Origin of the sequence: Dyella amyloliquefaciens, assembly GCF_004296575.1 — a bacterium.
Classification (GTDB): Bacteria; Pseudomonadota; Gammaproteobacteria; order Xanthomonadales; family Rhodanobacteraceae; genus Dyella; species Dyella amyloliquefaciens.
The window spans coordinates 134,027-159,136 of the sequence record NZ_SAYT01000006.1 but is presented as its reverse complement, the minus strand read 5'-3'; the positions used below and the strand labels follow the sequence as shown (position 1 = coordinate 159,136).

Below are 25,110 nucleotides of genomic sequence, written 5' to 3'. Positions count from 1 at the left end.
CGCGAAGCTAATCCCGGGGGACTTTGACTCCGGGCATTCGCCCTTCCTCGCTCTTCAAATCCGGCGCCATCCATGGCGCCTCCCCGCGTGCGAACGCCTCGCCGTTCGCACGCAAAGAGCGCGTGCGGGGGCCAGCAAAGGAAAAGTGACTCGAGCTCCCCACAGGGACCAGCTTCGCGTCGCCGGCAGGAAAGCGAAACGCCCGATGCATCCCACGGGGACTTCCTGCAGTCGTAAGCCGCACCCTGACGGCAGCGTCAAATCATGAAGCCGAGAGCCAAAAGCACTGGATTCCTGTCCGGAAAGCAGGTTCGTTCGTCAGAACGACAAGCGGTAGCTCAACGTCTCCATGCGCCCCCGGTCGTACTGGGCCACGTACTGGTCGAAACCTAGCGACAGGCGTGAGCGTGGGGACATCAGCCAATCCAGGCTCATGCCGGCATCGCCGCCATAGCGGGAGAGGCCGATGCCACCCACCGGCGCCCACTGGTTGAGCACGGCGAAGCTGGCATCCGGTATGGCACCGCGCATGCTGAAGGCGTTCTGCCAGAGCAGATGGGCCTGCAGGCTGAGCTGGCCACCGCCGGCCAGCGACCAGTCGCGTCCCGCGCGCAGCCCCGCGCCGCCCTGCCAGCGCTCGATGGTCTGCGAACCAGCCTTGAGGCCAAAGCCATCGCCACCGACTTCATTGAAGCCGTCGGTGCGGATGTTGGCGTACTGGAGATCGACGTAAGGCGTCACATGCAGGGCGCCGAGCGTGAAGCGGTAGCCACCCTCGCCGTAGGCCAGGTCGTAACTCCCGTTGGTGTTGCTGGCGACGTTCTGCACGTCGCTGCCCAGTTCGATATGCCGACGCATATCCTCGCGATAAGTGCCGACGCCCAGCCGCCCCATCGCATACCACTGGTTCTGCATCAGCCCGCCATAGAGCATGCCTTCGACGGCCCGGCTGGTGCCCTGATCGGCAAATTCATCCAGGCGACCGAGGTTCTGGCTTTGCTCCACGGCAAAGCCGAAGACACCATTGCTTCCCAATCGGCGGTCCTGACCGACGACCCAGCCACTGAGGTCATAACCCACGCTGTCGTAACCGCTGCGGCTGAGGCTGCCGTAACCGTCCAGCGCCTGTGTCCATCCACCCGCATGCGTCACATCGGTGAGCTGATCGAAACGGTCCGACAGGGCGCGTGTGCCCGCATCCATCGCCTCGAACGTCATCGCTGCGCTGGCGGCATGCAATTGCCCCGACAGGCTGGACAGTGAGCTCTGCAACGCGGCGGCCGTTGCAGTCTGCTGCAGGCTGGCCGCGCCCTGGGCAAACGATGTCGCGGTAGGACTGGCACTCGCGCCGCCCTGCGCCACCTGGGTGTTGATCTGGCTGAAGGCCGCATCCACGCGCTGGGCCGCGCCATACGAGGCTGGCGTGTAGGTCATGCCGGTCACATTGGTCGCCTGCACCTGGCTCACGTTCAACCACGCATCGTTGGGGTCGTAGTTGAGCGTGGCGGTGAGCAGCACGCCCGTCGCCACGTCGAGCGCCGAGAACGTGCCCGTGAGTCCAGCGTTCGCCGTCAGCACGTCCGTATGCGAACTCACCTGGTAACCCTGCTTCATACCGGTCACGTAAACGTCGCCGCCGGTCAGGCTGGCCGTGCCGGTCACCCGCAACGCCGAACCGAGCGCGATCGCCAGGCGGCCATTGCCTTGCTGCACATAATTGCCGCCCACGGCGACATCCGTGCTGCCAACGGCCAGGACGCCAGCATTGGTGACTGAGCCTGAAATCGTCGGCGTGCTGCTCAATACACCCAGTGCGCCGATGCTCACGTTGGAGGCAAGCGACTGGGCCACCAGCATGCCGCCCTGCACCTGGGTCAGCCCCGTGTAGGTGGAGGGCTGGGTAAGCGTGAGCGTACCGGTGCCCTGCTTGATCAGTCCGCCGGCGCCTGAAATGGCGTTGTTCCAGCTGGAGCTCCCGCTGAAACTGACGGTGACGTCGCCCCAGTTAAATTGCGCCGGGCCATTCACCGCCCTTCCCACGTCCAGCTCGCCGTAACCGAAGGTGGTATTGGGCTGCGAGCCGCCCATGGGATCGGCCGTGCCCAGCAAGGTCTGCCGCACCAGATCGTTGGTGAAATAGGGATAGGCCTGCCAAACCAGTGCCGCCGCGCCGGATACCTGCGGCGCCGCCAATGAGGTGCCATCGACGATCCAGTAGGTCTCATTGGACGTGCTGGTATCACCCTTGCCACTGACGATCACATTGCCTGGTGCGGCCAGACAGTAGTTCATGGCCACACCGCATTTGTTGGAATAGCTCGCGAGCTGCGAAGGATTGTTGCTGTCCACCGCCACCACGGTAAGCCAACCCTTCTCCAGGTCGGGCGCCAGCGATGGCAGCGAGGCGATGGTGCTGGGATTGGCCTGCGAATCGTTGCCTGCCGCGAAGACGACCAGCCCGCCCCATGTGTTGATGAAAGGAGCATAGGCGTCGTGGAAGCTCTGCGTGGTGGCCGTATCGCTGGAGCTCCAGCTGATGCCGCCCCACGAATTGTTCATCACCTTCACGCCGTTGCTGATCAGGTCGGCGTTGACCTGGCCCAGCGGGATCGCATCCGCCGAAGTCACCGGCGCCGGTGCGGTGGAGCCGTTGTCGTCGGGCGCGTTGTCATCGACGATGCGCGCGGAGACGATGTTCGACCCTGGCGCAATGCCGCCGGCAAACTGCCCGAACGGCGTACCCGCAGCAATCTCGGCCACGTAGGTGCCATGGCCATTCACATCGTCCACATTGACGTTGTTGGTGCTGGGGTCGACGTAGACGAGCTCCTTGACCACGCGCCCGGCAAGCGCAGGATGCGTCGCCATCACGCCGGTATCGACGATTCCGATGGTGACGCCCGCACCGTTGTAGCCCGCGGAGTGGGCCGCATAGGTATTGGTGAGGGCGAGCTGGGCGTCGATCGGCGGCTGCGCGACCGATGACGATGACGGCGGCGTGACGGGTGGCGACGGAGCAGGCTGCGATGCCTTGGTATTGCCGTTTCCACCGCCCCCGCCGCAGGCGCTCAGCGCCAGCGTCAGTCCCATCAACAACGCCGTATGGCGATATGGCAGCTCTCGCAAGCCCGTCTTCATGGCAGCCCACCCCATCACGTGCCCCCTGCCCCATGCAACGCACGATGGAGGCAATGGTGGCACAACGAAAACGCAACTAATTGGCGCAAGAATCCCACGGTTGCCGCATTCCGGCCCGGTTTGCCCCGGTCAGCCACGGACTGCGATAATTCCACGGCTATCCCTTGGGCACTTTCAGCCCCATCAAGTACTTGCGGAGATTTCCATGTCGGATGTCAGCGTCGTCATCGTCGGTGCCAAGCGCACGGCCATCGGCTCCTTCCTCGGCCAGTTCACCGGCGTTCCCACCCCTACGCTGGGTGCCACCGCCATCCGTGCTGCGCTGGAACAGTCGGGTCTGGCGCCAGCCGATGTCACCGAAGTGATCATGGGCTGCGTGCTGCCGGCCAACCTCGGCCAGGCACCCGCGCGCCAGGCATCGCTGGGCGCCGGCCTGCCGGTTGCCGCAGGTTGCACGACCATCAACAAGGTGTGCGGCTCGGGCATGAAGGCCATCATGCTGGGCCATGACCTGATCAAGGCCGGTTCGGCGGCGATCGTCGTGGCCGGCGGCATGGAGTCGATGACCAACGCACCGCACATGGTCAACGCCCGCACCGGCATCCGCTACGGCGACGGCACCCTGGTCGATCACATGGCGTGGGACGGCCTCACCAGCCCCTACGACGGCAAGGCCATGGGCGTGTTCGGCGAGCAGTGCGCCGACAAGTACCACTTCACCCGCGAAGAGCAGGACGCCTACTCCATCGAGTCGGTGGAGCGTGCCAAGGCCGCGCAGCAGGCTGGCGCCTTTGCCGACGAAATCGTCCCGGTCACCGTGGCGAGCCGCAAGGGCGAAGTGAAGATCGACACCGACGAGCAGCCGGGCCGCTCCGACGTCAGCAAGATCCCGACCCTCAAGCCGGCCTTCCGCAAGGAGAACGGCACCATCACGGCGGCCAGCTCCTCGAGCATCTCCGATGGCGCCGCTGCCGTCGTGCTGCTGTCCGCCGACGATGCCAAGGCACGCGGCCTCAAGCCGTTGGCCCGCGTCGTGGCGCATGCCACCCATTCGCAGGAGCCCGAGTGGTTCACCACGGCCCCGGTCGGTGCACTGCACAAGGTGCTCGACAAGGCCGGCTGGAAGGTGGCTGACGTGGACCTGTTCGAGGTCAACGAAGCCTTCGCGGTGGTGGCCATGGCCGCCATGCGCGAGCTGGAGATCCCGCGCGACAAGATCAACGTCAATGGCGGCGCCTGCGCCCTGGGCCACCCCATCGGCGCAAGCGGCGCCCGCCTGGTGGTCACCCTGCTCAATGCGCTGAAGACCCGCGGTCTCAAGCGCGGCGTGGCATCGCTCTGCATCGGCGGCGGCGAGGCTACGGCCATTGCCGTGGAACTGCTTGATTAAAGGCTATAACGACGCCCGGACCTCCGGGCGTCGATGAAAGCGGGGTTAACCTGTTTTCCCTTCTTTACACAAAGATGTGGCGCATTTTCCGCGAAAGCGTTATTAATACGCCCGCCAAACGGCATTCCACGGCAAAGGAGATTCACCATGAAGTTCACGCGTACCCTTCTCGCCTCTGCGCTCGTCGCGCTGCTGGCGGCTTGCAGCAACGGCGCGCAGGATTCCGCGCAGGACGCCCAGAAGTCGGCTGACCAGGCTCAGCAGTCCGCTGACCAGGCTCAGAAGGCTGCTGCCGAAGCTCCGGCTGCTGCTCCGGCTGCTGCCCCGGCTTCGACGGCTGCTGCCCCGGCCGAACAGCCGGCTCCGGCTCCGGCTTCGACCGCTGCGGCTCCGGCTCCGGCCACGACCGCTGGTCACTAAGTACCTCGTGTACTTCTGAAAAACCGGCCGCCTCGTGCGGCCGGTTTTTTTTGTGCCTACCGCGGCGACACGCGTAGAAAAAAAGCCGCAGCGGTTCCGCTGCGGCAAGGGGGAGACGATTCGGGCGCGATCGCGTGCCGCAGTCAGAAGTCGTACGACACTGCCAGCCTCACGTAGCGAGGTGTCTGGCGATAGACCACACGGCCATAACTGTCGGTGGGCTGGTCATTGGTGCTGCCGTATCCGTAGTCGTACTGGATGGGCTTCTGCTGGTTGAGCAGGTTGAACACGTAGACATTGAAGGCCAGCTTCTTGTCGGCCCATGTCGGCCGGTATTCCAGGTTGGTGGACAGCTGGTATGTCCAGGGCGTGCGCCCTGCCCTGCCCGGTGGCTCAGGTACGCTGTTGCAGAAGTAGTAGGCGGAATCACCGTAGGCGGCCGGGTCGCGTTCGTCGGCCGGCGTCCCGGGACCGCCGTATGCGCCCAGGCAGTTGCGGGGGTACCCGGAAGCGATGTCAGCGGTTGCGCCGACCATCCATTCGTCCGCGAGCTGGTAGTAGCCGTTGAACTTGACGTGATGGCGCTGATCGTTGGCCTGGCTACCATTGGAATAGACCATCAGGGCCGGGTTATCCCACGAGGTGGTCGCCGAGATGTCCGACTGGCGCACATCCGAACGCACCGGGCCTTCGGTGTTGCCGTAGCTGTGCGAGTAGGTGTAATTGAACGACCCGTACCACTTGCCGTCGAACGGGTGCTCCAGGATGAACTCGAGGCCGACGTAGTCACGTTTGAGCGCGGGGAAGCCGAAGTCGGCATTGCTCACGGTGACCGTCCTGCGACCGCCGTCGTTCATGAGCAAGGTGAAATCGTTGGCGCGGCCGGGATTGAACAGCCGGCAGCCCTTCAGTGGCTGCAGATCATCCAGGTTGATGCCCTGGGCCTGCGCGGCGGCAAGGATGGGGTCCGTATCGCAAACGTCGTCGATGGCATTGCGCATTCGGCGCACGACGCCCTTCATGCCGTAATACCACTGCGGGTTGAGCTGCTTCTGGAAGCCCAGGATGAACTCGTCCTGGTACTCGGACTTGATGTTCCTGGCCGTCACCGTGGCGGGGTCCGGTGCCGTGCCCAGTTCGCCGTCCGGCGATACCGGATGGTAGGGAGGCAACGCAGTGAGACCGGTAGGTACGCCGGTGGCCGGGTCGATACCGGTGTAGGTGTACCACTCGTTGGTATAGATGCTGCCGCCCGCAGCGCGGATCGCCACCTGGTTCGGCAGTGCAAGGTAGTAGCGGCCTGCATTGCCGAACACCTTGAAACTGGCGTCGCCATTCACGTCCCAGCTGAAACCTAGCCGGGGCGCCCACTGCGCCTTGGTCTGGCGGATGTAGGCCTTGCCGTCGGAGTTGTAATTGGTGAACTGCTCGTTGCGCACGCCGAGTTTCAGCAGCAGGCGATCGCTCACCTGCCAAGCGTCCTCGACGTACTGGGCCTGCTGCACAGTGCGCGCCGAGGCCAGCGCCGAGTACACATAGCGGCTCACCGAATAGCCCGTTTCCCCTCCCGGGTAATTCACTGGCGACGGCACGCCGTTGGAGGGATCGAGCGGCGCGTTCGGGTCGTTCGAATTGTCGTGGTAGATCCACCAGTAGCCGCCGTCCGGCCCGGACACGTGCGAACCCTGGTCCTTCGCCCGCGCGGTCTGGTTGTCGATGCCCGCGCTGAGCGTGTGGTCACCGAGGTGATAGGTGAGGTCGAGGCGCAGGTTGCTGGTACGGTTGCCGGCGTCGTCCGCCTTGATGTAGCCGAATGGCTGCGGACTCTTGACCGGGCTCCCGCCGACGATGGCCGGGTTCTGCGCCGTGATCCCCGAGATGTAGACCTGGTCCGGGTCGTAGTCCGGATACAGGGTCTGGTTGATCTGGTGCATCTTGCCGTACAAAGCGCTCAGCGTGAGATCGTCGGTGATGTAGCTGGTGTACTTGACGATGCCGATGTCGCTGGTGTCCTTGGTGGGCGACGAAACGGCGTGGAAACCACCCGCAGTGAAACTGGAGTAGTCGTAGTCGTACTGGGTGGCGGCATAGGAGGTCTTGCTGGAGATACCGGTGAACTCGAGGATGTTGCTATCGGTGATGTTCCAGTCGAGCTTGGTGTACCAGCGCGGGTAGTCATAGCGGTATTGCGTCTCGTACGGGCTGCTGACGTTGCCCACGCTGCTGCCCTGCTTGCGCTCGAACTCATAAGCGGCAAACACGAACAGCTTGTCCTTGATCAGCGGGCCGCCGAAATAACCGCTGACCACGTCGTCCCAGCTGTTGTCCTGCTTGTTGTAGTCGTACAGCTGGCCCTTGCGCCTGCCGTTGACGTAATAGATATCTGCCGGATCGGCCTTGGTGGAGCGTGGAATCCACTGCACTTGCGCGCCGAAATGCCATTCATTGGTGCCGCGTTTGCCGACCTGGCTGATCACGCCGCCATCGGATCGGCCGTATTGCGGCCCGTAGCCACCGGCGATGATTTCCTGCTGGTCGATCGCGCCATAGGGCAGTTGGGTGCCGCCCAGGTTGGTCAGCGGATTGCTCGTGTCGAATCCGTTGATGTAATACGCGTTCTCCGCCACAGACGAACCACTGAAAGCCACGCCGCCGAACGATGGGTTGCCCTGCACCGTGCCAGGCGCAAGGAGGGCAATCGATTCGGCGCTGCGCTCCACCGGCAGCTTGGCGAGCTGGGTCGCTGTGACCACGGTGCGCGAGTCGACGCTGGTCACGTCGATCGCCGGCAGCGAACTGGCGACGACGTTCACTCCGGAGAGGTTCTGGGCCTCCTGCGTGCTGGCCGTCGCCGACGGGTTGAACACGACCTGGGTGCTGGTTCCCACGCGAAGCTGCACGTTGCTACGCGTGTCGACGACCTTGCCATTGCGCAACAGGGTGACCGTGTAGGCGCCGATCGGCAGTTCGCCAATGGTGAAGCGGCCACGCTCGTCGATCGATGCATCGCGGGACAGACCAGAGCCGGTGCTCTGCACGTGCACGGCGTCGCCGGTCCCTGTCGGAGTCGTGCCGAAGATGGTGCCGGTGGTCGATTGGGCATGAACGAGGCCGCTGGCGGCCATGCCGATGGCCAGGGCCAGTGACGTCGGGCGCAACGCCAGCCGACGTCGAGGAGGTTGTAAAGCCATATGCTTCAACTCCTTTACTTCAATGGATTTTTTCGCCGCGACTTTCGCGACACGGCACGCCACCCCCAAAGGCGTGTCATTCGAAATTAAAAGAAATGAAAACTTACGGTCAACAAAAGAAAACGAAAGATCATGATGGTGTGACCGCCATCACGTAAAGGTGCAGGGCTGGCATGGCAACCGCTTGGAAACACACATAAGCGCCAGACATGGCCCTATCGCTTTCAAGTCATTCGCCTAGTGACAAGACATCCGCTAGACATCGCACCCCAGCCGGTCGCGTTGCACGACCAGACGTCCCGCCACGCCGTCGATGCTGCGCCGCCGATTTAGCCCACCGGCCCGTACCGTTATCATCAACTGCTTCATTCGAACGGCAGCGTCAGCCCATGAGTGTCCTTGTCTCGCAGATCGACTCCCGCTCCCCGGACTTTCAGGCCAGCAGCGCGCAACTGCGCGGACTGGTGGACGACCTGCATCGCGAGCTCTCGCGCAGCGCCGAGGGCGGCGGCGAGAAGGCCCGCGACAAGCACACTGCCCGCGGCAAGCTGCTGCCACGAGAGCGCATCCGCGCCCTGCTCGACCCCGGCTCGCCGTTCCTCGAGCTGTCGCCGCTGGCTGCCCATGGCATGTACGACGACGCGGCGCCCGCCGCCGGCATCATCACCGGCATCGGCCGCGTGAACGGCACCGAGGTGGTGGTGGTCGCCAACGACGCCACGGTCAAAGGTGGGACCTATTTCCCGATCACGGTGAAGAAGCACCTGCGTGCGCAGGAAGTGGCGCTGGAGAACCGGCTGCCGTGCGTCTACCTGGTCGATTCCGGCGGCGCCTTCCTGCCGTTGCAGGACGAAGTGTTCCCGGACAAGGAGCACTTCGGCCGCATCTTCTACAACCAGGCGCGCATGTCGGGCCTGGGCATTCCGCAGATCGCTGTGGTGATGGGTTCGTGCACGGCTGGCGGCGCCTACGTGCCGGCGATGAGCGACGAGACCATCATCGTGCGCGAACAGGGCACCATCTTCCTGGGTGGTCCGCCACTGGTGAAGGCCGCCACCGGCGAGGTGGTGAACGCCGAGGCACTGGGCGGTGCAGACGTGCATACGTCCGTCTCGGGCGTAGCCGATCATTTCGCCGAGAACGATGCGCACGCGCTGTCCATTGCGCGCGATATCGTCGCCAGCCTCAACCGCAACAAGCCGATGCCGCTCGCGCTCAAGACGCCGAGCGAGCCGCTGTACCCCGCCGAGGAGCTGTACGGCGTGATTCCCCAGGACACGCGTCGCCCGTTCGACATCCGCGAAGTGATCGCGCGCATCGTCGACGGCTCGGAGTTCCACGAATTCAAGGCGCGCTACGGCAAGACGCTGGTATGCGGCTTCGCGCATATCCACGGTTATCCCGTGGGCATCATCGCCAACAACGGCATCCTGTTCTCCGAGTCCGCGCTCAAGGGCGCGCACTTCATCGAGCTGTGCAACCAGCGCAATGTGCCGCTGGTGTTCCTGCAGAACATCACCGGCTTCATGGTCGGCAAGAAGTACGAGAACGCCGGTATCGCGAAGGATGGCGCCAAGATGGTGACCGCCGTGGCGTGCTCGCATGTGCCGAAGTTCACCGTGGTGATCGGAGGCAGCTTCGGCGCGGGTAATTACGCCATGTGCGGCCGCGCCTATGGCGCTCGCTTCCTGTGGATGTGGCCCAACTCGCGCATCAGCGTGATGGGTGGCGAGCAGGCCTCATCAGTGCTCGCCACCGTGCGTCGCGACGGTATCGAAGCCAGCGGCAAAACCTGGACCACCGAGGATGAGGAAGCCTTCAAGGCGCCGATCCGCGAGCAGTACGAGCGCCAGGGCCACCCGTATTACGCGAGCGCGCGCCTTTGGGACGACGGCATCATCGATCCGGCCGATACCCGTCGCGTGCTGGGGCTGGCGATTTCCGCCTCGCTCAACGCGCCGATCGAACCGCAGCGCTACGGCGTGTTCCGCATGTAATCCGACGGGCCAGCGCGCTCACGCAAGGGCATCGATGGGGGGCACACCCCTCATCCGGTTCTCAGGGTAAATCGGCTGCCGACGGGCCGCTGCGCGGGCAAAGCTCGAGCTTCGCGGCCACGTCGTTCGCAAGCTGCCACGCATCGCCCTGCGGCGTCGTCCGCTGCACGTCCCGAGAATGGGCCCAGGCCTGCTCCATGGCGAACCAGTCGATCGGCGCGGGTGGGCTTCCACTGGCCATGGCTTGCGCCAGGGAGTCGAAGTAGCGCTGCCAGCGTGGTGCATACAACCCGCTCACCAGGCCCGACAGCTCGCGATTGGCATAGTCGTGCAGCCCACCGCGATCGGCGCCGGAGCGATCGCCCCAGCTGGTGATGATGGAGCGCTGGTCGTATTCCAGCTGGGCGGCTTCCGCGTCGCTTCGAGCCGCACGCCGAGCATTTGACAGCCAGTTGCCCAGCAAAAAATGCGGCTCGCTGGCGAGCAGGCGATCGAGCATGCCCATGTCGTCCATCCATTGCGTGGCCAGCGCATGGAAACGCGGGACGTCCTTGGACGCATAGGCCTCGCCGATACGAGGCAGCAGCAAGCGCGCCTGGTTGGCGAGCGCCTGGCGAGTCACGTCCACCAGGTCATAGTGATAGGCGCTTGTGTGGCGCAAAGCGGGTGTGACCTTCAGCAGCTCGCAGACGGCGTGTCCGAAACGCCCGGCGTCGTAACGCATGCTTTCCGGCGACCAGCTCGCCGCCGTGCGCACGGCAAGATCGGGACGCGCATTGAACAGGCTGTCCTGTGGTTCCGACCAATCGTTGGAAGGCATCGCGTACGCCGTCGTCGCCAACATGCGCCAGGCTGCCGAGGCATGCGCGTCGGGTCCGCCATAGCGATAGGTGGCGTAATCGACAAACCATGGCGCGGGCTCCGCCGGCAACGCCTGCCACGCCAGGGCGGTGAACAGCGCAAAGGCAGCCGGGTCGGTACCACTGCCTTCGGGCATGTAGGCAATGCCGCGCAGCGCGCTGCCCTGCTTGTCGTGCCACTCCGGGAAGCGCGACAACCAGATGCCGGCATTTGCACCCAGCGTCGTATGCCCGCCGAAGTTGCTGATCGCCCCGAACGCATACGGCACACCGTGCCAGTCACGCTCCCGATCCAGCCCGTCGTAGCGGTCGGAAAGACCATCGACGATCAATAGCCGCCGCGCATCCACGGCATCAATCACCGCCGTGGGTGGGTTGTGCTGCCAGCCGAGGATGACCCATCGCGCATCCGGATGGGCCGCTTGCAAGGCCTGCATCACCTGCCTCGCGGCCTCGCCCACCGACACGTCGCCAGCCCTGCCGCCTTCGTGGAGCAGGTCCATCTTGTACATCGTGCTATCGCCGAACAACTCGCGCTGATGGCGATAGAAGGCCGCGGCGACGCGGCCATACATCGGGTCGCGCGGATCGAGCCAGTCTGGCCGCTTGAATCCCACCCACTCGCCTTGCGACACCACGCTCACGCCAGCATGGCGCTCCTTGAAACCTGAAGGCACGGTACCGTAGTAGCCGGGCATCACCGCGGTCATGCCCAACTCGCGCAGGCGGGCCACGATCTTCTTGGCAAGTTCGGTACGGCGTTCGAACTGCGCCGGCGACATCGGCCCACCGAACGCGGACATGTTCTGCAGCAACCACCATGGCTGATGCCCGGCAGCAGGAATCCACGCGCGGATCTGCGCATCGTCGTAGCCGAACTCGCGAAAGGTGCGCCGGTACACCTCTTCCGTGCCGATGGGCATGAAGACTTCGTTGATGCCGTGCAAGGCCAGCAGGTCAAGCTTATGCTCCCAACGATGCCAATCGAGATAAGCATCGGCATAGCCGTCATCGACATCGTTGAGCGCAAAACGGTCCGGCACCTTCGCCGTGCGGCTGATCGACGACGTTGGTGCCGGCAAGGTAGCCGGCAAACGATCCACGCTGTCCCCGGGCCAGCCGAAGCTGGTGTGAGTCACTTGCTCAAGATAGGTTTCCACACCCGCGAGCAGCGTCGCCGGCGAGGTTCCGGCCACCACGATATGCCCGGCCGTACCGCTGATCTCGTATCGATCCCCACCCTGCCCGTCCAGCGCGACCAGCGTGAGCTGCGCCTGGTGTCGCGGCAGCAATCGCTGCAGGGCGGCCTGCGCCGGCGCCGTGTCGAATCCCGCAAGTGCGCTGCAGGCGACCAAGCACAGGATCATAAAGAGGGTCAGGCGCCCAACGCGATGACGATGCGCAAAATTGGAGTTCACGATACCTACCCAAGAGCCTCAGCTTGCGCCGTAGAGTGAAAGCATCAACCACCTCGCGCGTAGGGTCCACTCCCTTGACCGTCGGCTGGATATCGCACACCCCGATGCCTCCTGGCCCACCCCATCACCAGGACCGGAAAGTCGTTGTCACGATCGCGCGGATTGCTGTGACCTCGAGGCAATGGTCGCGCCCTGGTATGAACAGGTCGGACTGCGCCTGGTTGGCCACCCGTGTCCGTTGAGCTTCCCACCCACATCCATGCCTGAATGCGCGCCAGGCCTTCGTGGTTATCAGTGGTAGCTGCAAAACGCGAGGTCCATATCGCGGTATAGCGGGGATGTGTCGGTCAACACGATCTGGGGCAAGGCTTGCACAGGCCCCACTGCCATCGTCGGCAGCCCGAGCAAGAGATTGGCACTGAAAGACCAGCTTCGAATCGGTGCAACTCATGAAATCAGCCGGGGTTTGCGGGGAAACGCTTCGGCATCGCCGACCGTGCCGACCTTCATCCTGCGCGCGCAGCCCGGGTACATCGTCACGGTTCCAAATCCATACCTGTCATCGCGGCGCAGCCGATTGCCGTCCGCCTGAAATTTCGTCTACTTGCGAAACTTGACAAGACGTAATAAAACGAAAGTACCGAAACGAAATATTTCGCAAGATGATGCGATTCAACCCTAGCCACGCCGGATCGCCGCATTCCGTGCCCATGAGCTAGAAAAGACGCGTTCGATACGTTTTCGCTGACCCAAGGGCGGCGATATGCGCTCTGGAAAGGCAAGAAATCGAAACCTTCAGGTTTACCATCGACTTGAACCCTGGGGAGGGGTCCAATGCAAGAGAAACATCTGTTGAAGCACAAGCTTCTGGCGACTGTCATCGGCACCGCGCTGATTGCCACCACCGCCCACGGTCAGTCCACCACTAGCAGTATCCTCGGCCACGTACCGGTACAGGCAGGAGAGAGCGTCACGGTAAGCAACGACTCGGGCCTTACCCGCACCGTCGGCGTCGACAGCCAGGGCCGTTATGCAGCCAACCAGCTGCCCATCGGTACGTACACCGTCAGTCTGATGCTCAACGGCCAGGTCATCCAGCAGCGCAAGAATGTCTTGCTGCAGGTGGGCATTGGTTCAGACGTTTCCTTTACTGAGCAGGAGGCAGCTCCGGCCAGCATTACGAACGCGAAGCAACTCTCTGGTGTGAGCGTGTCGGCGAACGCAATACCATCCATCGACGTGACCTCGGTGGACTCGCGCACGGTAATCACCGCGGATCAGCTGGCCAAGCTGCCGATGCAACACACGGCTGAGGCAGTGGCGCTGCTGGCACCGGCAACCAATCTCGGCGCCGGTGGTGCAACCAGTACGACGGGCGAGTCGCTGATCAGCTTCGGCGGCTCGTCGTCTACCGAGAACGCCTACTACCTCAACGGCTTCAACACTACCGATCCGAACCTTGCGCAAGGCGGCATCACGCTGCCGTACGGATCGATCGACCAGGAAGAGGTGTACACCGGCGGCTACAGCGCACAGTACGGGCGTAGCGACGGTGGCGTGCTCAACATGATCGGCAAGAGTGGCACCAACGAATGGCACTTCGGCGGGCAGTTCCTCTACGAACCATCTTCGATGGTCGCCAGCCAGGACAGCACGTACTACGCAAATGGCCTGCCACCGTCACCCGTAGCCGGCCGCCTGTACGATCCTCGGAACCAGAACAGCAACTGGTCGTCTGTCTACGACTTGTACGTGGGTGGCCCGATCATCCGTGACAAGCTGTTTTTTTTCGCTTCGGCGGAAATGACCCATACGAATGGAAACTCGGTCAACAGCGTCGAGTCCGGCACCGACTCACATTACAAGGACACAGTCCCCAAGTGGTACGCCAAGGTGAACTGGAATATCACCGACAGCAACCTGCTGGAACTGACGGGTGCATCCGAGAAGAGCTTCACAAGCGGCACGGTCTACAACTACGACTACAGCAACCTCAGTGACAACGGGTTCAAAGCTTACGCCAACGACACCAAGCACGGCGGTGATCTGTGGGTGGCGAAGTTTACGAGCTACATCACGGACAAGCTGACTCTCACGGCCATGTACGGCAGCATGAAGACGCGCAGCTACATCGAGAACCCTGCCTACGATCCGGACACGACTTACGTCGGAGACTACACGCGGCAGAATCCGGCATTGAATGGCGGCACGCCGATCACAAACAACCAGACCGTCACCGCGATCAACAATCCTGATCAGAACTTCGTAACTACCAACTTGCGCGTGGCGCTGAACTACACCTTGGGCGACCACACGCTCACAGCGGGCATCGACAATCTGCGCACCGCTGCCAGGGAACAGGATCAGCTGACCTCGGGGCCAGGCGGTTACCAGTGGATCTACGGCTATACCAATACACCTACCCAGCCCCTGGTTCCCTCGCTGGGTGTGGGCCCTACCGCCAACTATCCGAATGGTGCGGGCGGTTACTACGCCTATAAGTACATCTTCAACCAGGGCGGGAACCTGTTCTCGACCGAACACGCCGAGTACATCGAGGACAACTGGCAGGTCAACGACCGGCTGTTGCTCTCCATCGGTCTGCGTGATGATGATTTCACCAATACCAATGCCAGCGCAGTGCCCTATATGCGGCAAACCAAGCCGCAGTGGGCACCTCGTCTGGGCTTCAGTTGGGATGTGTTCGGCGACAGCACGTTCAAGGTGTTCGGTAATGCCGGACGTTACTACCTCGGTTCGCCGATCGCCCCTGGCGATCCCGCCAACGGTTATGTAGCCACCTCGCAGTACTACACCTACAGTGGCATTGCAGCCGACGGCACACCCACAGGCCTGACGCAGATGTCGCAGCCGGTGTCGCCCAATGGCGCCTACGGTCAAACGCCGGATCCGCGAACGATGACGGCAACGAGTCTCAAGGCCGAAGACCAGGACGAGTTCATGCTCGGCTTCCAGAAGACGGCAGGCCAAAACTGGGTCTATGGCGCCAAGCTCACCCGCCGCATCCTGCGGCACGTGATCGACGATTGGTGCGACGTCGGGGCATTGGTGAATAAGTCGGCTTCGGAAGGCATCACCGACGTCAACACCGACACCTGCTACTACATCAACCCTGGTGAAGCCAACACATTCGCGGTGCAGGACCCGAGTGGGGCCTTCCACAGCGTGACGATGACCAACGCCGACTTCAACTTCCCGCGTGCCGTGCGTCGTTACTACGCTCTGGAAACTTTCCTGGAACATCCTTTCGACGGCAAATGGTACGGAAAGATCAGCTACGCCTTCTCTCGTAGCTACGGCAACAGCGAGGGACAGGGTCAGTCCGACATCCGCGCCACCGGCGGTACGCAGAACGAGGACTGGGATTTCCCGGAGCTGATGGTTTACGCCAACGGTCCGCAAGGCAACGATCACACCAACGTGATCAAGGCCTACGGCTATTACGCAATTACGCCTGAGTGGCTGGTGTCGGCCAACCTCAACCTGACCTCAGGTGGCCCGAAGTACTGCCTCGGTTATTACGGGCCGCAACAGACCGATCCCGACGGTTATGGCTCCAACTACCACTGGTGCAACGGCGAGCCTTCTCCTCCTGGTGCGACCGGACGCCTGCCTTGGCTGAAGCAGCTTGACCTGGGTGTTCACTACCGCCCGGCTTTCGCCAACCACAAGTTGTCCCTGGGCGTGGACATCTTCAACGTGTTCAATGGCCAGGCGCCGCTCAACCTGCAAGCCGACTTCAACGGCAGCAGTGGTGGCACGCCGAACCCGCTCTATGGCACGCCGATGGTGTTGCAGCAACCGCGTTACGTGCGACTCGGCGTCACCTACGACTACTGATCGTCAAGGCACGACATAGGCATGCCCGAGCAGCCCATCGCCGGGCATGCCTCCACTTACGCCCTGCATGCTGGCCGGGTTTAATGACCGGCGACGTAGTTCCAATAGCGAATGGTGGAGCCGAAGACTGCGGCCCCAATGATCATCGATCGAATGGGGCCGCAGCCGCGCCCTTTTCTTCCCAAGCCAAAGCGCCCAAGCCCCCCCCCGGATTGCGCTGAAGGGTTTCGCCGCTATGCGGGCTGTGGACCTGGCTACCGGCCAGTTGTGTCATGAGACGTAGTTGGCTATCGGCGCCTCTTTCACGCGCGAACAAAGCCGCAACCTGTGCGGCTCTACTAAATCACTGACGTGATGGCAGTCAGGCGGGATCGAAGGTGCCGCCCGGCGACTGCAATGTTCTGGGTGCGAGCTCCGCGATACTTGCATCGCGCTTGGCGAAGAAGTGCCCGCTGCGATCACAAGGCACCAGCGCCGTCCGCGCGTCGGATGGATCGAGGCAGACCTTGCACACCTGCGAGGCAGCCCGCCGGCGCCACGCGCCGGCGGGCTTATAGCTCAGTGGCTCGGCGTCAGCTCAAGCGTCAGCACCTGGAACGGCGCGAGCTCGATGGTCTGGGCATGGTCCGCATCCAGTTCACGCGACGTCTGCGCCGCATCGGCCTGCCACGGGCTACGCGCCTGGAACTTGCGCGCCCCACCCGGCGGCAACTCAAGCTGCTTGGCCAGGTCGACGACGGCAAGCTGCTGCTTGTCGCTGGGATTTCGCAGCGTGAGGATGGCCTTGGCGGGTGTCCACGCGGCCCAGCCATAGACGTCCAGGCGCCCCGGGTCGCCGCCGACCCAATGCGTGTCCTTCAACACCTGCGCATTGGCGCGCGACCACTTCGCTGCCTCCGCCAACATGTCCCAGTCCGAGCTGCTCAGCAGCGACGGGGTGACGTACAGCTCCTGCAACTGCGTGCCGGTGCCGAAGTACGAGTGCACTTCATTGGCAAAGTCGTGGCCCGGATCGGTGTTGAGGCGCTTGTTCTCCTTCGCGTAGATGATGCCGTGGAGCATCAGCGAATTGAGCGGGAACAGCGGCCCCTTCACCACGATGTTGCGATAGGTCTCGCGATCGCGGTAGGTGATCCAGCGTTCGCGTTCGGTGCCCACGCCGGCATGCCAGTCGTCCTCGCCATCGCGCCAGATCGAATCGGCGTAACGCAGCCAGAACGGCGAGGCCAGGGTACCGGTGGTGAGGTTGATGTAGAGATCGGGACGCGCCTTGCGCAGGTCGTCGATCAGCGCGATGGCCGCGTCGAAATCACTGCTGAAGCGACTGCCGGGAAACACCTTGTCCGCGTTGCCGGTGCCGTCGAACTTGAACTGGTTGACGCCATCGTTGCGCACCAGGTCCAGCGTCACGTCGTGGAAGCGCTGGTAGTACTTGGGACCGGAAAGCGCGAGGCCGCCATCGATGATCTCGTAGCCGTTTGCCTGGCCGTTCTTCACGCGCTCCTGCTTCGGCGCGCCATAGCCACCCCATGGCGACAGCCACATGCCCGGCGCCGCGCCGTACTTTGCCGCCGCTTCTCGCAGCGGAGCGAAGCCGTGCGGGAAGTCCTTGCTGAAGTTCCAGGCGCCGCTACGGTCGTCCCAGCCATCATCGAACAGGAACGAATCGAGCTTCACGCCGCGCTTGACCGACAGCTCCTCGCCGAACGCATGGATACGCTCCAGCGCCTGCGCCTCGGTATACGGCGTGAAGTAGCCGATGTCGTACCAGGAGTTGTAGTGAAGGAAGGTGCGATACGGGTGCGCGCGTTCGCGCTCCACGTAAGTGAGGAAGTCACGGCGCAGCTGGTTGCCGTGCGTGGCACCCACAACCGCCGAGTAGGTCATCGACTGCCCCTTGGGCAGCGGCAGGCCGCGTTCGATCCACAGCTTGACGCGGTTGCCCCACGCCTCGCTGGATGAAAGTGGATGCTCGAAGCCGAAATAGTCGGGACCAGCGACCACCGGCGAGCCGGAAACCGAACCAACCACTTCGGTGCTATCGGCCTTGGCCTGCAGCAGGTCGACGCGCGCGATGTCCTCGTCCTGCTTGAGCGCGGTGACCGTCACGATCTCGCGCAGGTAGTCCGAACCCTCGCGTTGCACCCACTGCCATTCGATGCGCAGGCGGCCATCGGCATCGCCGAAGGTCGCGGTGATGGCGCGCCCGGGGACACGCTCCGCCGCGCGCGAAGCCTTGGGATCTGCCTTGAGCTTGCTTTCCTTGGGCGCCGACAGCAGCTTCAGCTGGGTGGCATCAAGCTTGTGGCCATCGCGATAAGTGAGCACAAACGGTTGGCTGACCGGGATGTCGAGCGTGTTGATGCGGTCGCTCACCACCATGTCAGCCAGCTTGCCGTCGGCAAGATTCCAGCGCACGTCGATCGATGCGTTGCCAAAATTCGTACCGGTCGGTGCCGCCGAAACCGTACCGGCCGCCACCAGCAGCGCTGACGCCACGGCGATGCCGAGCCCCGTCCGCGCACGCGACGAAAGATTCCGTACGCGCCTTGCAGCGTACCCGCCCTGCATAATGCCGCTGTCGCGGCCTCCCCCAACCACTCCGTTCATGCCATCCACCTCGCTTGTGTCGTTGCCTGCTGCCTTCCCCGCAGCACGAGAAAACTTCATAGGCCTCGGCTTCCCGCGGCCGTGTTTGTTCTGTGGCTGCGTCAGCCGTCCAACCTTCGTACACGCACCTGGCCGAGCAGCGCGTCAACGCACTCGCGCCGCACGTAGCCGGTTTCTTCATCCATGGCATTCGCTGCGCCACAAGCCACGCCAAGGCGCAACGCCGCTTCCAGCGGTTCGCCGCGCTTGAGGGCAACGGTGAGGCCAGCCAGCAGGCAGTCGCCCGAGCCCACGGTGTTGGTGCTGTGCGCCAGGGTGACCGAGGCATGCCAGGCCGTACGTCCATCGAACCCCACGGCGCCCTCCGCGCCCAGCGTCACCACCGGTTGCGCGATGCCCTGCGCATGCAGCGCGCGCACCACGTCGGCCGCATCGCTCAGCGTGCGCACCGGGCAGCCAGCGAGATCGGAAGCTTCATCACGATTGGGCTTGAGCAGCCATGCATGGGAATCCGCTGCCTGTCGCAGGGCCTCGCCGCTGGCATCGACCAGGCAGCGCATGCCAGCCGCTGTGGCTTGCCGCACCATCAGTGCATAGGTATCCGCATCGAAACCGCGCGGCAGGCTGCCGGACATCACCAGCAGTTCGCTCTCTTCCGCACAACGCGACCAGGTTCGCAGCAGTTGCTCGCGGGTGGCCGCAGGCACGTTCGGGCCCGGGCTGAGCAGCTCGGTAAAGCGCCCCTCGCGCTCGCGCACCGCAATGCAGGTGCGCAGCGGTTGATCGATCTCGACGCCATGGAACAGCACGCCGCGCTCCGCCATGCGGCGCGTGATCAGGTTGCGATGCGCGGCGTCGGTGAGCCCCACCAGCTGCACGCGCTCGCCCAGCGCCGCAATGGTCTGCGCCACATGCAGGCCTTTGCCGCCGGGATACAGCTCCGCGCGCGAGGCGCGCTGTACGGTGCCTGGCACCAAGGCATCGAGCAGGAACAGATGATCGATCGCAGTGTTGAACCCGGCGACAGTGATCATGCGGGTTCCGCCAGCAGGCGCCGTACATCGGCTTCGTCCGCCTGCGTCGCCGTACCACCGACGCCGCGCGTCGAAAGCCCACCGCATGCGGCGCCCCAGCGCAGGCATTCACGCAACGGCAAGGTGCGTCGCCACGCATGCAGGAAGCCGGCATCGAACGAATCGCCCGCCCCGGTGCTGTCGACTGCATCCACGCGAATCGCCGGCACCGACACCACCTGGCCGTCGCCGTCCAGCGCGATGGCACCGTCGGCGCCGCACTTGATCACCGTGCGGGTCACGCCGTTCGCAAACGCCCGCAGCGCCTGTTGAGGCGTGGAAGCGCCGCTGATCGCGCAGGCCTCCGAGGCATTCGGCAGGAAGACATCGAGCAATGGCAGCAGCTCGCGCAACTCGCTGCCCCACTTCTGCGCCGGATCAAAGCCGGGATCGAGCGACGTGGTGACGCCGCACACGCGAGCACGCACAAGCAAGGCGCCCAACCCGGGTTGCAGCGCCTGCTGCAGGTAGTAGGAGGAAACGTGCAGATGACCAGCCTGCTTCAGCAGGTCATCGTTGATGTCTTCCTCACGCAACGCGGCAATGGCACCGGGATAGGTGACCAGCGCGCGGTCGTGCGCCGCCGACAACGCCACCGTCAGGCCCGTGCGCAAGCTTGCATCACGACGCACGGCACGAGTATCGATGCCCGCGGTGCGCAGTGCATCGACGCAGTAATCGCCCCAGCTGTCCTGCCCCGCGACACCGGCGAACAGCACGCCGTCGCCCAGCTTCGCCATGCCCATCGCGCAGATCATTGACGAGCTGCCTGGCCCCTGACGGAAGCCATCCACCAGCACTTCACGGCCGAACGCCGGCAGTTCGTTGCATCCGGTAAATACCAGGTCCGCATTGATCTCGCCGGCGACCAGCACGGGTTTCATGCGTCGCCCTCCGCGTGGATCACGAACGACTCCACCACACGCGTGAGCACGCCCTGCGAGGGCGCATCAGGCCGCTGTTGCAGCGCCAGGCAGCGGAAGAACGCCAGCAACTGGCCCACGACGACGTGGATCATCTGCTGCTGCGCTTCCTCCAGCGCGTACAGGCCCGGCAGGTCGATGGCGATGCCCCGAGGCCCGACCACGTCGTCGGGAATGGACTCGCCGACCACGACGCGCGTGCCGCCGAGGTTCTTGCGATTGAGTTCGCGCAGCAGGTCGTATTCGTAACCGCGTACACCAGGCTCGCCCGAGAGGAAGGCGGCGACCAGGCAGTGCTCGTCCAGCCACGACATCGGACCATGGCGCAGGCCGAGGAAGGTTTCGGGCAACACGCGTACGGCGCCGCCGGACATTTCCAGCATCTTGAGGGCCGATTCGCGTGCCGCACCCAGCGCCGCGCCGCTGCCGAGATAAACAGCAGCCGGTACGTCGGTCGCCGCGGCATTCGCCAGTGCATCGCCGTAGCGCGCGAATACCTGGCCGGCGACAGCCGCTGCCGCATCCGCCAGGCGTGCGTCGCCTTCGCTCGATGCGCCATGGCGGAGGCCACTGCAACCCAACAGCAGGTTGGTGAAGCTGCTGGTCATCACCAGGCTGCGGTCGTTGGTGCGCTCGTCCAGCTGCAGCACATGCATGCGCGGCTCGTCGCGGTAACGCGTCGCCAGCTTGCCCTGCGCATTGCAGGTCACGGCGAGATGCGCATAACCGGGTTCCGCAGCGAGTACCTGGTCGACCACGCCTGTGCTCTCCGGGCTGTCGCCCGAACGTGCGATCGATACAAGCAGGCCGCGTCCCGCTGGCAATACGCCGCGGCGCGAAGTCAGCAAGGTACCCGCGGGAATCGCAATGCAAGGAATGCCCAGCGCCGCCTGCAGCACCGGCGCCACGCACTCGCCCACGTAGACCGAGCTGCCCGAGCCGGTCAGCACGATGTGCGCGGGTTGCGCGGCCAGCAGCGATTTCAGCATCGAGCGCGTGCCCGCATCGGCAAGGCGCGCGGCCGTGTCACGCCAGGTAACCGGCTGCTGGAGGATCTCGCGCAGCGTGTCCGCATAGCCCAGTCGCTGCTGTTCGGCAGCAGGGGCGGTCTGCAGGGATTCCAGCATCGAAATGTTCGTGGCGTGTTTGACAGGCATGGTCATCTGATGAAATATGATGTAAAACGAAATCTAACGAAACCTCAATACCACGGTATTCGAAATGAAACACAACTTGCAAGCGCCTTCGTTTTCCTCCAGCAAGCTGGCTTCGTTGCCCCTCTCGCATGGCAAGCGCACCCGCCTGTGGCGCCTGCTGTACGGCAGCGGCCCGCGCAACGGCTCGTTGCTGGTGTTGCCGCTGGACCAGGGCCTGGAACACGGTCCGACCGATTTCTTTCCCCATCCGCCGGCTGTTGATCCGAGCTATCAGTTCGAGCTCGCGGAGGCCGGCGGCTTTTCCGCCATCGCGCTGGGCATTGGCCTGGCCGAGAAGTACATGACCGAGTACTGCGGCCGCGTGCCGCTGATCCTCAAGCTCAATGGCAAGACCAATATCCCCAGCGATGCGGACGCCACCTCGCCGCTGTTTGCGTCCGTGGAAGACGCGGTGCGCCTGGGTGCGGATGCGGTGGGCTACACCATGTACGTGGGTTCGCCGCGCCAGCACGACGAGTTCCGCCAGTTCGAAAAGGTGCGCCAGGATTGCGAGCGCTTCGGCATGCCGCTGGTGCTGTGGTCGTATCCACGCGGCAGCGCAGTCAACGCCAAGGGCGGCACCAACACGCTGTTCGCGCAGGATTACGCGGCACGCGTGGCACTGGAGCTGGGCGCGGACATCGTGAAGCTGCACGAGCCCAACGACAGCGTGGCCAACGTGCCGGCGCCGTACGACAAGCTGCAGGAAGACGCTGGCGCCCGCTGCGCGCGCGTGGTGCGTTCGGCCGGCCGCACGATGGTGCTGTTCTCCGGCGGTGAGAAGAACGACGACGACGAGGCCGTGCTGCGCAAGGTGGAGTTCTATATGCAGAGCGGCGCCAGCGGCGTGATGTTCGGCCGCAACATGTGGCTGCGTCCGTTCGACCAGGCGGTCGCGCTGACCCGCCAGGCGCACGACATCATGGCGCGCTACCCGCGCTGACGCAGGACGTGACGATGCTGCGCGCGACCCCACGCGACCGGCGGCGCTTCGACCCCGAGCGCCGCCACACCCTCACTGCCACGCGCACCGGCTGCGGTTGCTGCGCGCCGCCGATGCTTGGCGGCGGCAGCAGCAAGAATCCGCTGCAAACCGCGGCCGCACCGCAAGGCGAGCACCTTCAGCTCAGCGAGTTCCAGCCGCGCAGCATGCTGCACGTGCCGGTGACACGCATCGAGAAACCGGCCTTTCCGGTGATCGACGTGCACACGCACCTGAGCTGGATGAGTGAAACGCGCAGCGGCGTGTCGCTGGGCGAGGCGATGAGTTACTTCGCCGATCCCGCCGAGCTGCTGCCGTTGATGGATCGCAAGGGCATCCGCACCATGGTCAACCTCACCGGTGGCACCGGCCGCGGGTTGGAGGAAACCATCGCGCGCTTCGATGCCGTGGCACCGGGACGCTTCCGCACCATGACGGAGCCTTCGTTCGCGCTGTTCGCCGAAACCGACTACTCGCGCCTGCAGGCCGAGGCGATCGAGCACGCCCATCGCATCGGCGCAGCCGGACTGAAGCTGCTGAAGACGTTGGGGCTGTATCTGCGCGAGGGCATCGACCAGGGCGAGCTGGTGGGCGTGGACGATGCGCGCTTCGATCCGATGTGGGAAACCTGCGCGGCGCTGAAGATGCCGGTGTTCATCCACACTTCCGACCCGGAAGCGTTCTTCCTGCCCGGCGACAGCACCAACGAGCGCTACGAGGAGCTTTCCAAGCATCCGGACTGGTCGTTCTACGGCCCGGAGTATCCCAGCCATCGCGACCTGCTCCGGGCTCGCGACCGCGTGATCGCTCGCCATCCCAATACCACCTTCGTGTTGATGCACGTCGGCAACCAGGCCGAAGACCTCGCCGCCATCGCAAGTTGCATGGATCGCCATCCCAACGTGCAGGTGGACATCAGCGCGCGCATCAGCGAGCTGGGGCGCCAGCCGCGCATGGCGCGCCGCTTCTTCGAGCGCTACCAGGACCGCATCCTGTTCGGCACCGACGCGGTGCCCGCGCCCTATGGCAACGATGTCCCCCAGCAGCTGCTGGGCGATGAGCTCTACGAGATCTACTACCGTTTCCTGGAGACAGAGGACGAATACTTCGATTACGCTCCTGCCGCCGTACCGCCGCAGGGGCGCTGGTCGATCTATGGCGTTGGCCTGCCGCGCGAGATACTGCGCAAGCTGTACCACGACAACGCCGCCCGACTCCTAGGAATGGATCCATGACCCCACGACGCAAGGTCGCCCTGCCTCCGCCGCCCAAGTTGCTGGTGGAAGAGCGCCGGCGCCGCATCGTGGAGATGGTGAACCAGCAGGGCCGCGTCACCGTCGACGAGCTGGTGGCGCTGTTCGACATCTCCGCCGTCACCATCCGCGCCGACCTCGAGGCACTGGACCGCGCGGGCGCGATCAGCCGCTCGCACGGCGGCGCCCTGCCCGCCGCGCCCACGGCGCTGGACACGCCGCTCAACATCAAGGAAACCCGCCATCACGCGCAGAAGCGGCGCATCGGCCAGGCTGCGGCGCAGCTGGTGCAGGACGGCGAGACCATCATCCTGGATTCCGGCTCCACCACGGTCGAGATCGCACGGCAGCTGCGCCAGCAGAAATGGACCTCGCTCACGGTGATCACCAACGCGCTGAACATCGCGATGGAGCTGTCGGGCCTGCCGTCTGTGCGCGTGATGATGCTGGGCGGCCTGCTACGCCAGACGTCCTATTCGCTGGCCGGACCGGACGCCGAGCAGGCGCTGTCCCGCCTTTCCGCGGATCGCCTGTTCCTCGGCGTAGATGGGCTGGATCCGGACGTGGGCGTGACCACGCCCGATCCGCTGGAGGCCTCACTCAACGCGCTGATGATCCGCGTCTCGCGCCAGGCCGTCGCGGTGCTGGACGCCAGCAAGTTCGGCCAGCGCAGCCTGTCGGTGATCGCGCCGGTCAGCGATCTGGACCTGGTGATCAGTGATACCGCCGCGCCTGCCGAATACGTGCAGGCGCTGGAAGCCAAGGGCGTGAAGACGCAGCTGGTGTAACGCGCGGGCC

General features: G+C 64.2%; 14 protein-coding genes. 7 read left to right on the top strand and 7 right to left on the bottom strand.

Features of this window, described 5'->3' with window-relative positions:
- Positions 1-318 precede the first annotated feature (318 nt).
- Positions 319-3,138 carry an autotransporter serine protease gene (locus EPB08_RS15540; RefSeq protein WP_130620027.1) on the bottom strand — a complete coding sequence of 940 codons (2,820 nt, stop codon included), beginning with the start codon at positions 3,136-3,138 and terminating at the stop codon, positions 319-321.
- 205 nt (positions 3,139-3,343) lie between these two features.
- Here EPB08_RS15540 and EPB08_RS15535 point away from each other — a divergent pair, with 205 nt between their 5' ends.
- Entirely contained in the window at positions 3,344-4,528 is a 1,185-nt protein-coding gene (locus EPB08_RS15535; protein ID WP_130620026.1) for an acetyl-CoA C-acyltransferase, read from the top strand.
- 147 nt (positions 4,529-4,675) lie between these two features.
- Positions 4,676-4,948 (top strand): hypothetical protein, encoded by a 273-nt coding sequence (locus EPB08_RS15530; RefSeq protein ID WP_425598263.1) that lies wholly within the window; start codon positions 4,676-4,678, stop codon positions 4,946-4,948.
- A gap of 143 nt (positions 4,949-5,091) precedes the next feature.
- On the opposite strand, the gene EPB08_RS15525 is transcribed toward EPB08_RS15530, so the two are convergent.
- On the bottom strand, positions 5,092-8,139 hold the full coding sequence (locus EPB08_RS15525) for a TonB-dependent receptor (protein ID WP_229238367.1): 3,048 nt from the start codon (positions 8,137-8,139) through the stop codon (positions 5,092-5,094).
- Positions 8,140-8,528: 389 nt separating this feature from the next.
- On the opposite strand from EPB08_RS15525, the gene EPB08_RS15520 reads away from it, so the two are divergent.
- On the top strand, positions 8,529-10,136 hold the full coding sequence (locus EPB08_RS15520; protein WP_130620025.1) for a carboxyl transferase domain-containing protein: 1,608 nt from the start codon (positions 8,529-8,531) through the stop codon (positions 10,134-10,136).
- Between the two features lie 61 nt (positions 10,137-10,197).
- Here the strand turns inward: EPB08_RS15520 and EPB08_RS15515 are convergent, their stop codons facing one another.
- Positions 10,198-12,363, bottom strand: coding sequence for an alpha-N-acetylglucosaminidase (locus tag EPB08_RS15515; protein WP_130620024.1), 2,166 nt, complete (start codon positions 12,361-12,363; stop codon positions 10,198-10,200).
- Between the two features lie 903 nt (positions 12,364-13,266).
- Between EPB08_RS15515 and EPB08_RS15510 the strand changes: the two genes are divergently transcribed.
- Positions 13,267-16,275, top strand: coding sequence for a TonB-dependent receptor (locus EPB08_RS15510; protein ID WP_229238366.1), 3,009 nt, complete (start codon positions 13,267-13,269; stop codon positions 16,273-16,275).
- A 558-nt stretch (positions 16,276-16,833) separates the two neighbouring features.
- Here EPB08_RS15510 and EPB08_RS15505 read toward each other — a convergent pair.
- The 4 genes from EPB08_RS15505 to EPB08_RS15490 form a co-directional block, all read right to left on the bottom strand.
- A complete protein-coding gene (locus EPB08_RS15505; protein ID WP_229238365.1) occupies positions 16,834-18,774 on the bottom strand; it encodes an enterotoxin in 1,941 nt (646 codons plus the stop codon).
- 212 nt (positions 18,775-18,986) lie between these two features.
- Complete coding sequence (locus EPB08_RS15500; RefSeq protein WP_130620022.1) at positions 18,987-19,919, bottom strand: 1-phosphofructokinase family hexose kinase; 933 nt, start codon at positions 19,917-19,919, stop codon at positions 18,987-18,989.
- Positions 19,916-20,842, bottom strand: a complete 927-nt coding sequence (locus EPB08_RS15495; RefSeq protein ID WP_130620021.1) for a carbohydrate kinase family protein — start codon at positions 20,840-20,842, stop codon at positions 19,916-19,918. The genes EPB08_RS15500 and EPB08_RS15495 overlap by 4 nt, the downstream gene beginning before the upstream one ends.
- Positions 20,839-22,008: an SIS domain-containing protein gene (locus tag EPB08_RS15490; protein ID WP_229238364.1), complete on the bottom strand. Its 1,170-nt coding sequence runs from the start codon at positions 22,006-22,008 to the stop codon at positions 20,839-20,841. Before EPB08_RS15490 ends, EPB08_RS15495 begins: the two co-directional genes overlap by 4 nt.
- Before the next feature lie 94 nt (positions 22,009-22,102).
- Between EPB08_RS15490 and EPB08_RS15485 the strand changes: the two genes are divergently transcribed.
- Genes EPB08_RS15485 through agaR form a run of 3 tightly spaced genes read left to right on the top strand, consistent with a single transcriptional unit; the run spans position 22,103 to position 25,100 of the window.
- Positions 22,103-23,020 carry a class I fructose-bisphosphate aldolase gene (locus EPB08_RS15485; protein WP_130620019.1) on the top strand — a complete coding sequence of 306 codons (918 nt, stop codon included), beginning with the start codon at positions 22,103-22,105 and terminating at the stop codon, positions 23,018-23,020.
- 14 nt (positions 23,021-23,034) lie between these two features.
- The gene (locus EPB08_RS15480) at positions 23,035-24,294 is read left to right on the top strand and encodes an amidohydrolase family protein (RefSeq protein WP_229238363.1); all 1,260 of its coding nucleotides are present in this window, start codon (positions 23,035-23,037) and stop codon (positions 24,292-24,294) included.
- On the top strand, positions 24,291-25,100 hold the full coding sequence (agaR, locus tag EPB08_RS15475) for a transcriptional repressor AgaR (RefSeq protein WP_130620018.1): 810 nt from the start codon (positions 24,291-24,293) through the stop codon (positions 25,098-25,100). The genes EPB08_RS15480 and agaR overlap by 4 nt, the downstream gene beginning before the upstream one ends.
- The last annotated feature ends 10 nt before the right edge of the window (positions 25,101-25,110 follow it).

Coding starts and splice junctions, on each gene's coding strand:
- EPB08_RS15485 (WP_130620019.1), top strand. CDS start 22,103: ATGAAACACAACTTGCAAGCGCCTTCGTTTTCCTCCAGCAAGCTGGCT.
- EPB08_RS15490 (WP_229238364.1), bottom strand. CDS start 22,008: ATGCTGGAATCCCTGCAGACCGCCCCTGCTGCCGAACAGCAGCGACTG.
- EPB08_RS15525 (WP_229238367.1), bottom strand. CDS start 8,139: ATGGCTTTACAACCTCCTCGACGTCGGCTGGCGTTGCGCCCGACGTCA.
- agaR (WP_130620018.1), top strand. CDS start 24,291: ATGACCCCACGACGCAAGGTCGCCCTGCCTCCGCCGCCCAAGTTGCTG.
- EPB08_RS15530 (WP_425598263.1), top strand. CDS start 4,676: ATGAAGTTCACGCGTACCCTTCTCGCCTCTGCGCTCGTCGCGCTGCTG.
- EPB08_RS15540 (WP_130620027.1), bottom strand. CDS start 3,138: ATGAAGACGGGCTTGCGAGAGCTGCCATATCGCCATACGGCGTTGTTG.
- EPB08_RS15535 (WP_130620026.1), top strand. CDS start 3,344: ATGTCGGATGTCAGCGTCGTCATCGTCGGTGCCAAGCGCACGGCCATC.
- EPB08_RS15515 (WP_130620024.1), bottom strand. CDS start 12,363: ATGATCCTGTGCTTGGTCGCCTGCAGCGCACTTGCGGGATTCGACACG.
- EPB08_RS15500 (WP_130620022.1), bottom strand. CDS start 19,919: ATGATCACTGTCGCCGGGTTCAACACTGCGATCGATCATCTGTTCCTG.
- EPB08_RS15480 (WP_229238363.1), top strand. CDS start 23,035: ATGCTGCGCGCGACCCCACGCGACCGGCGGCGCTTCGACCCCGAGCGC.
- EPB08_RS15495 (WP_130620021.1), bottom strand. CDS start 20,842: ATGAAACCCGTGCTGGTCGCCGGCGAGATCAATGCGGACCTGGTATTT.
- EPB08_RS15520 (WP_130620025.1), top strand. CDS start 8,529: ATGAGTGTCCTTGTCTCGCAGATCGACTCCCGCTCCCCGGACTTTCAG.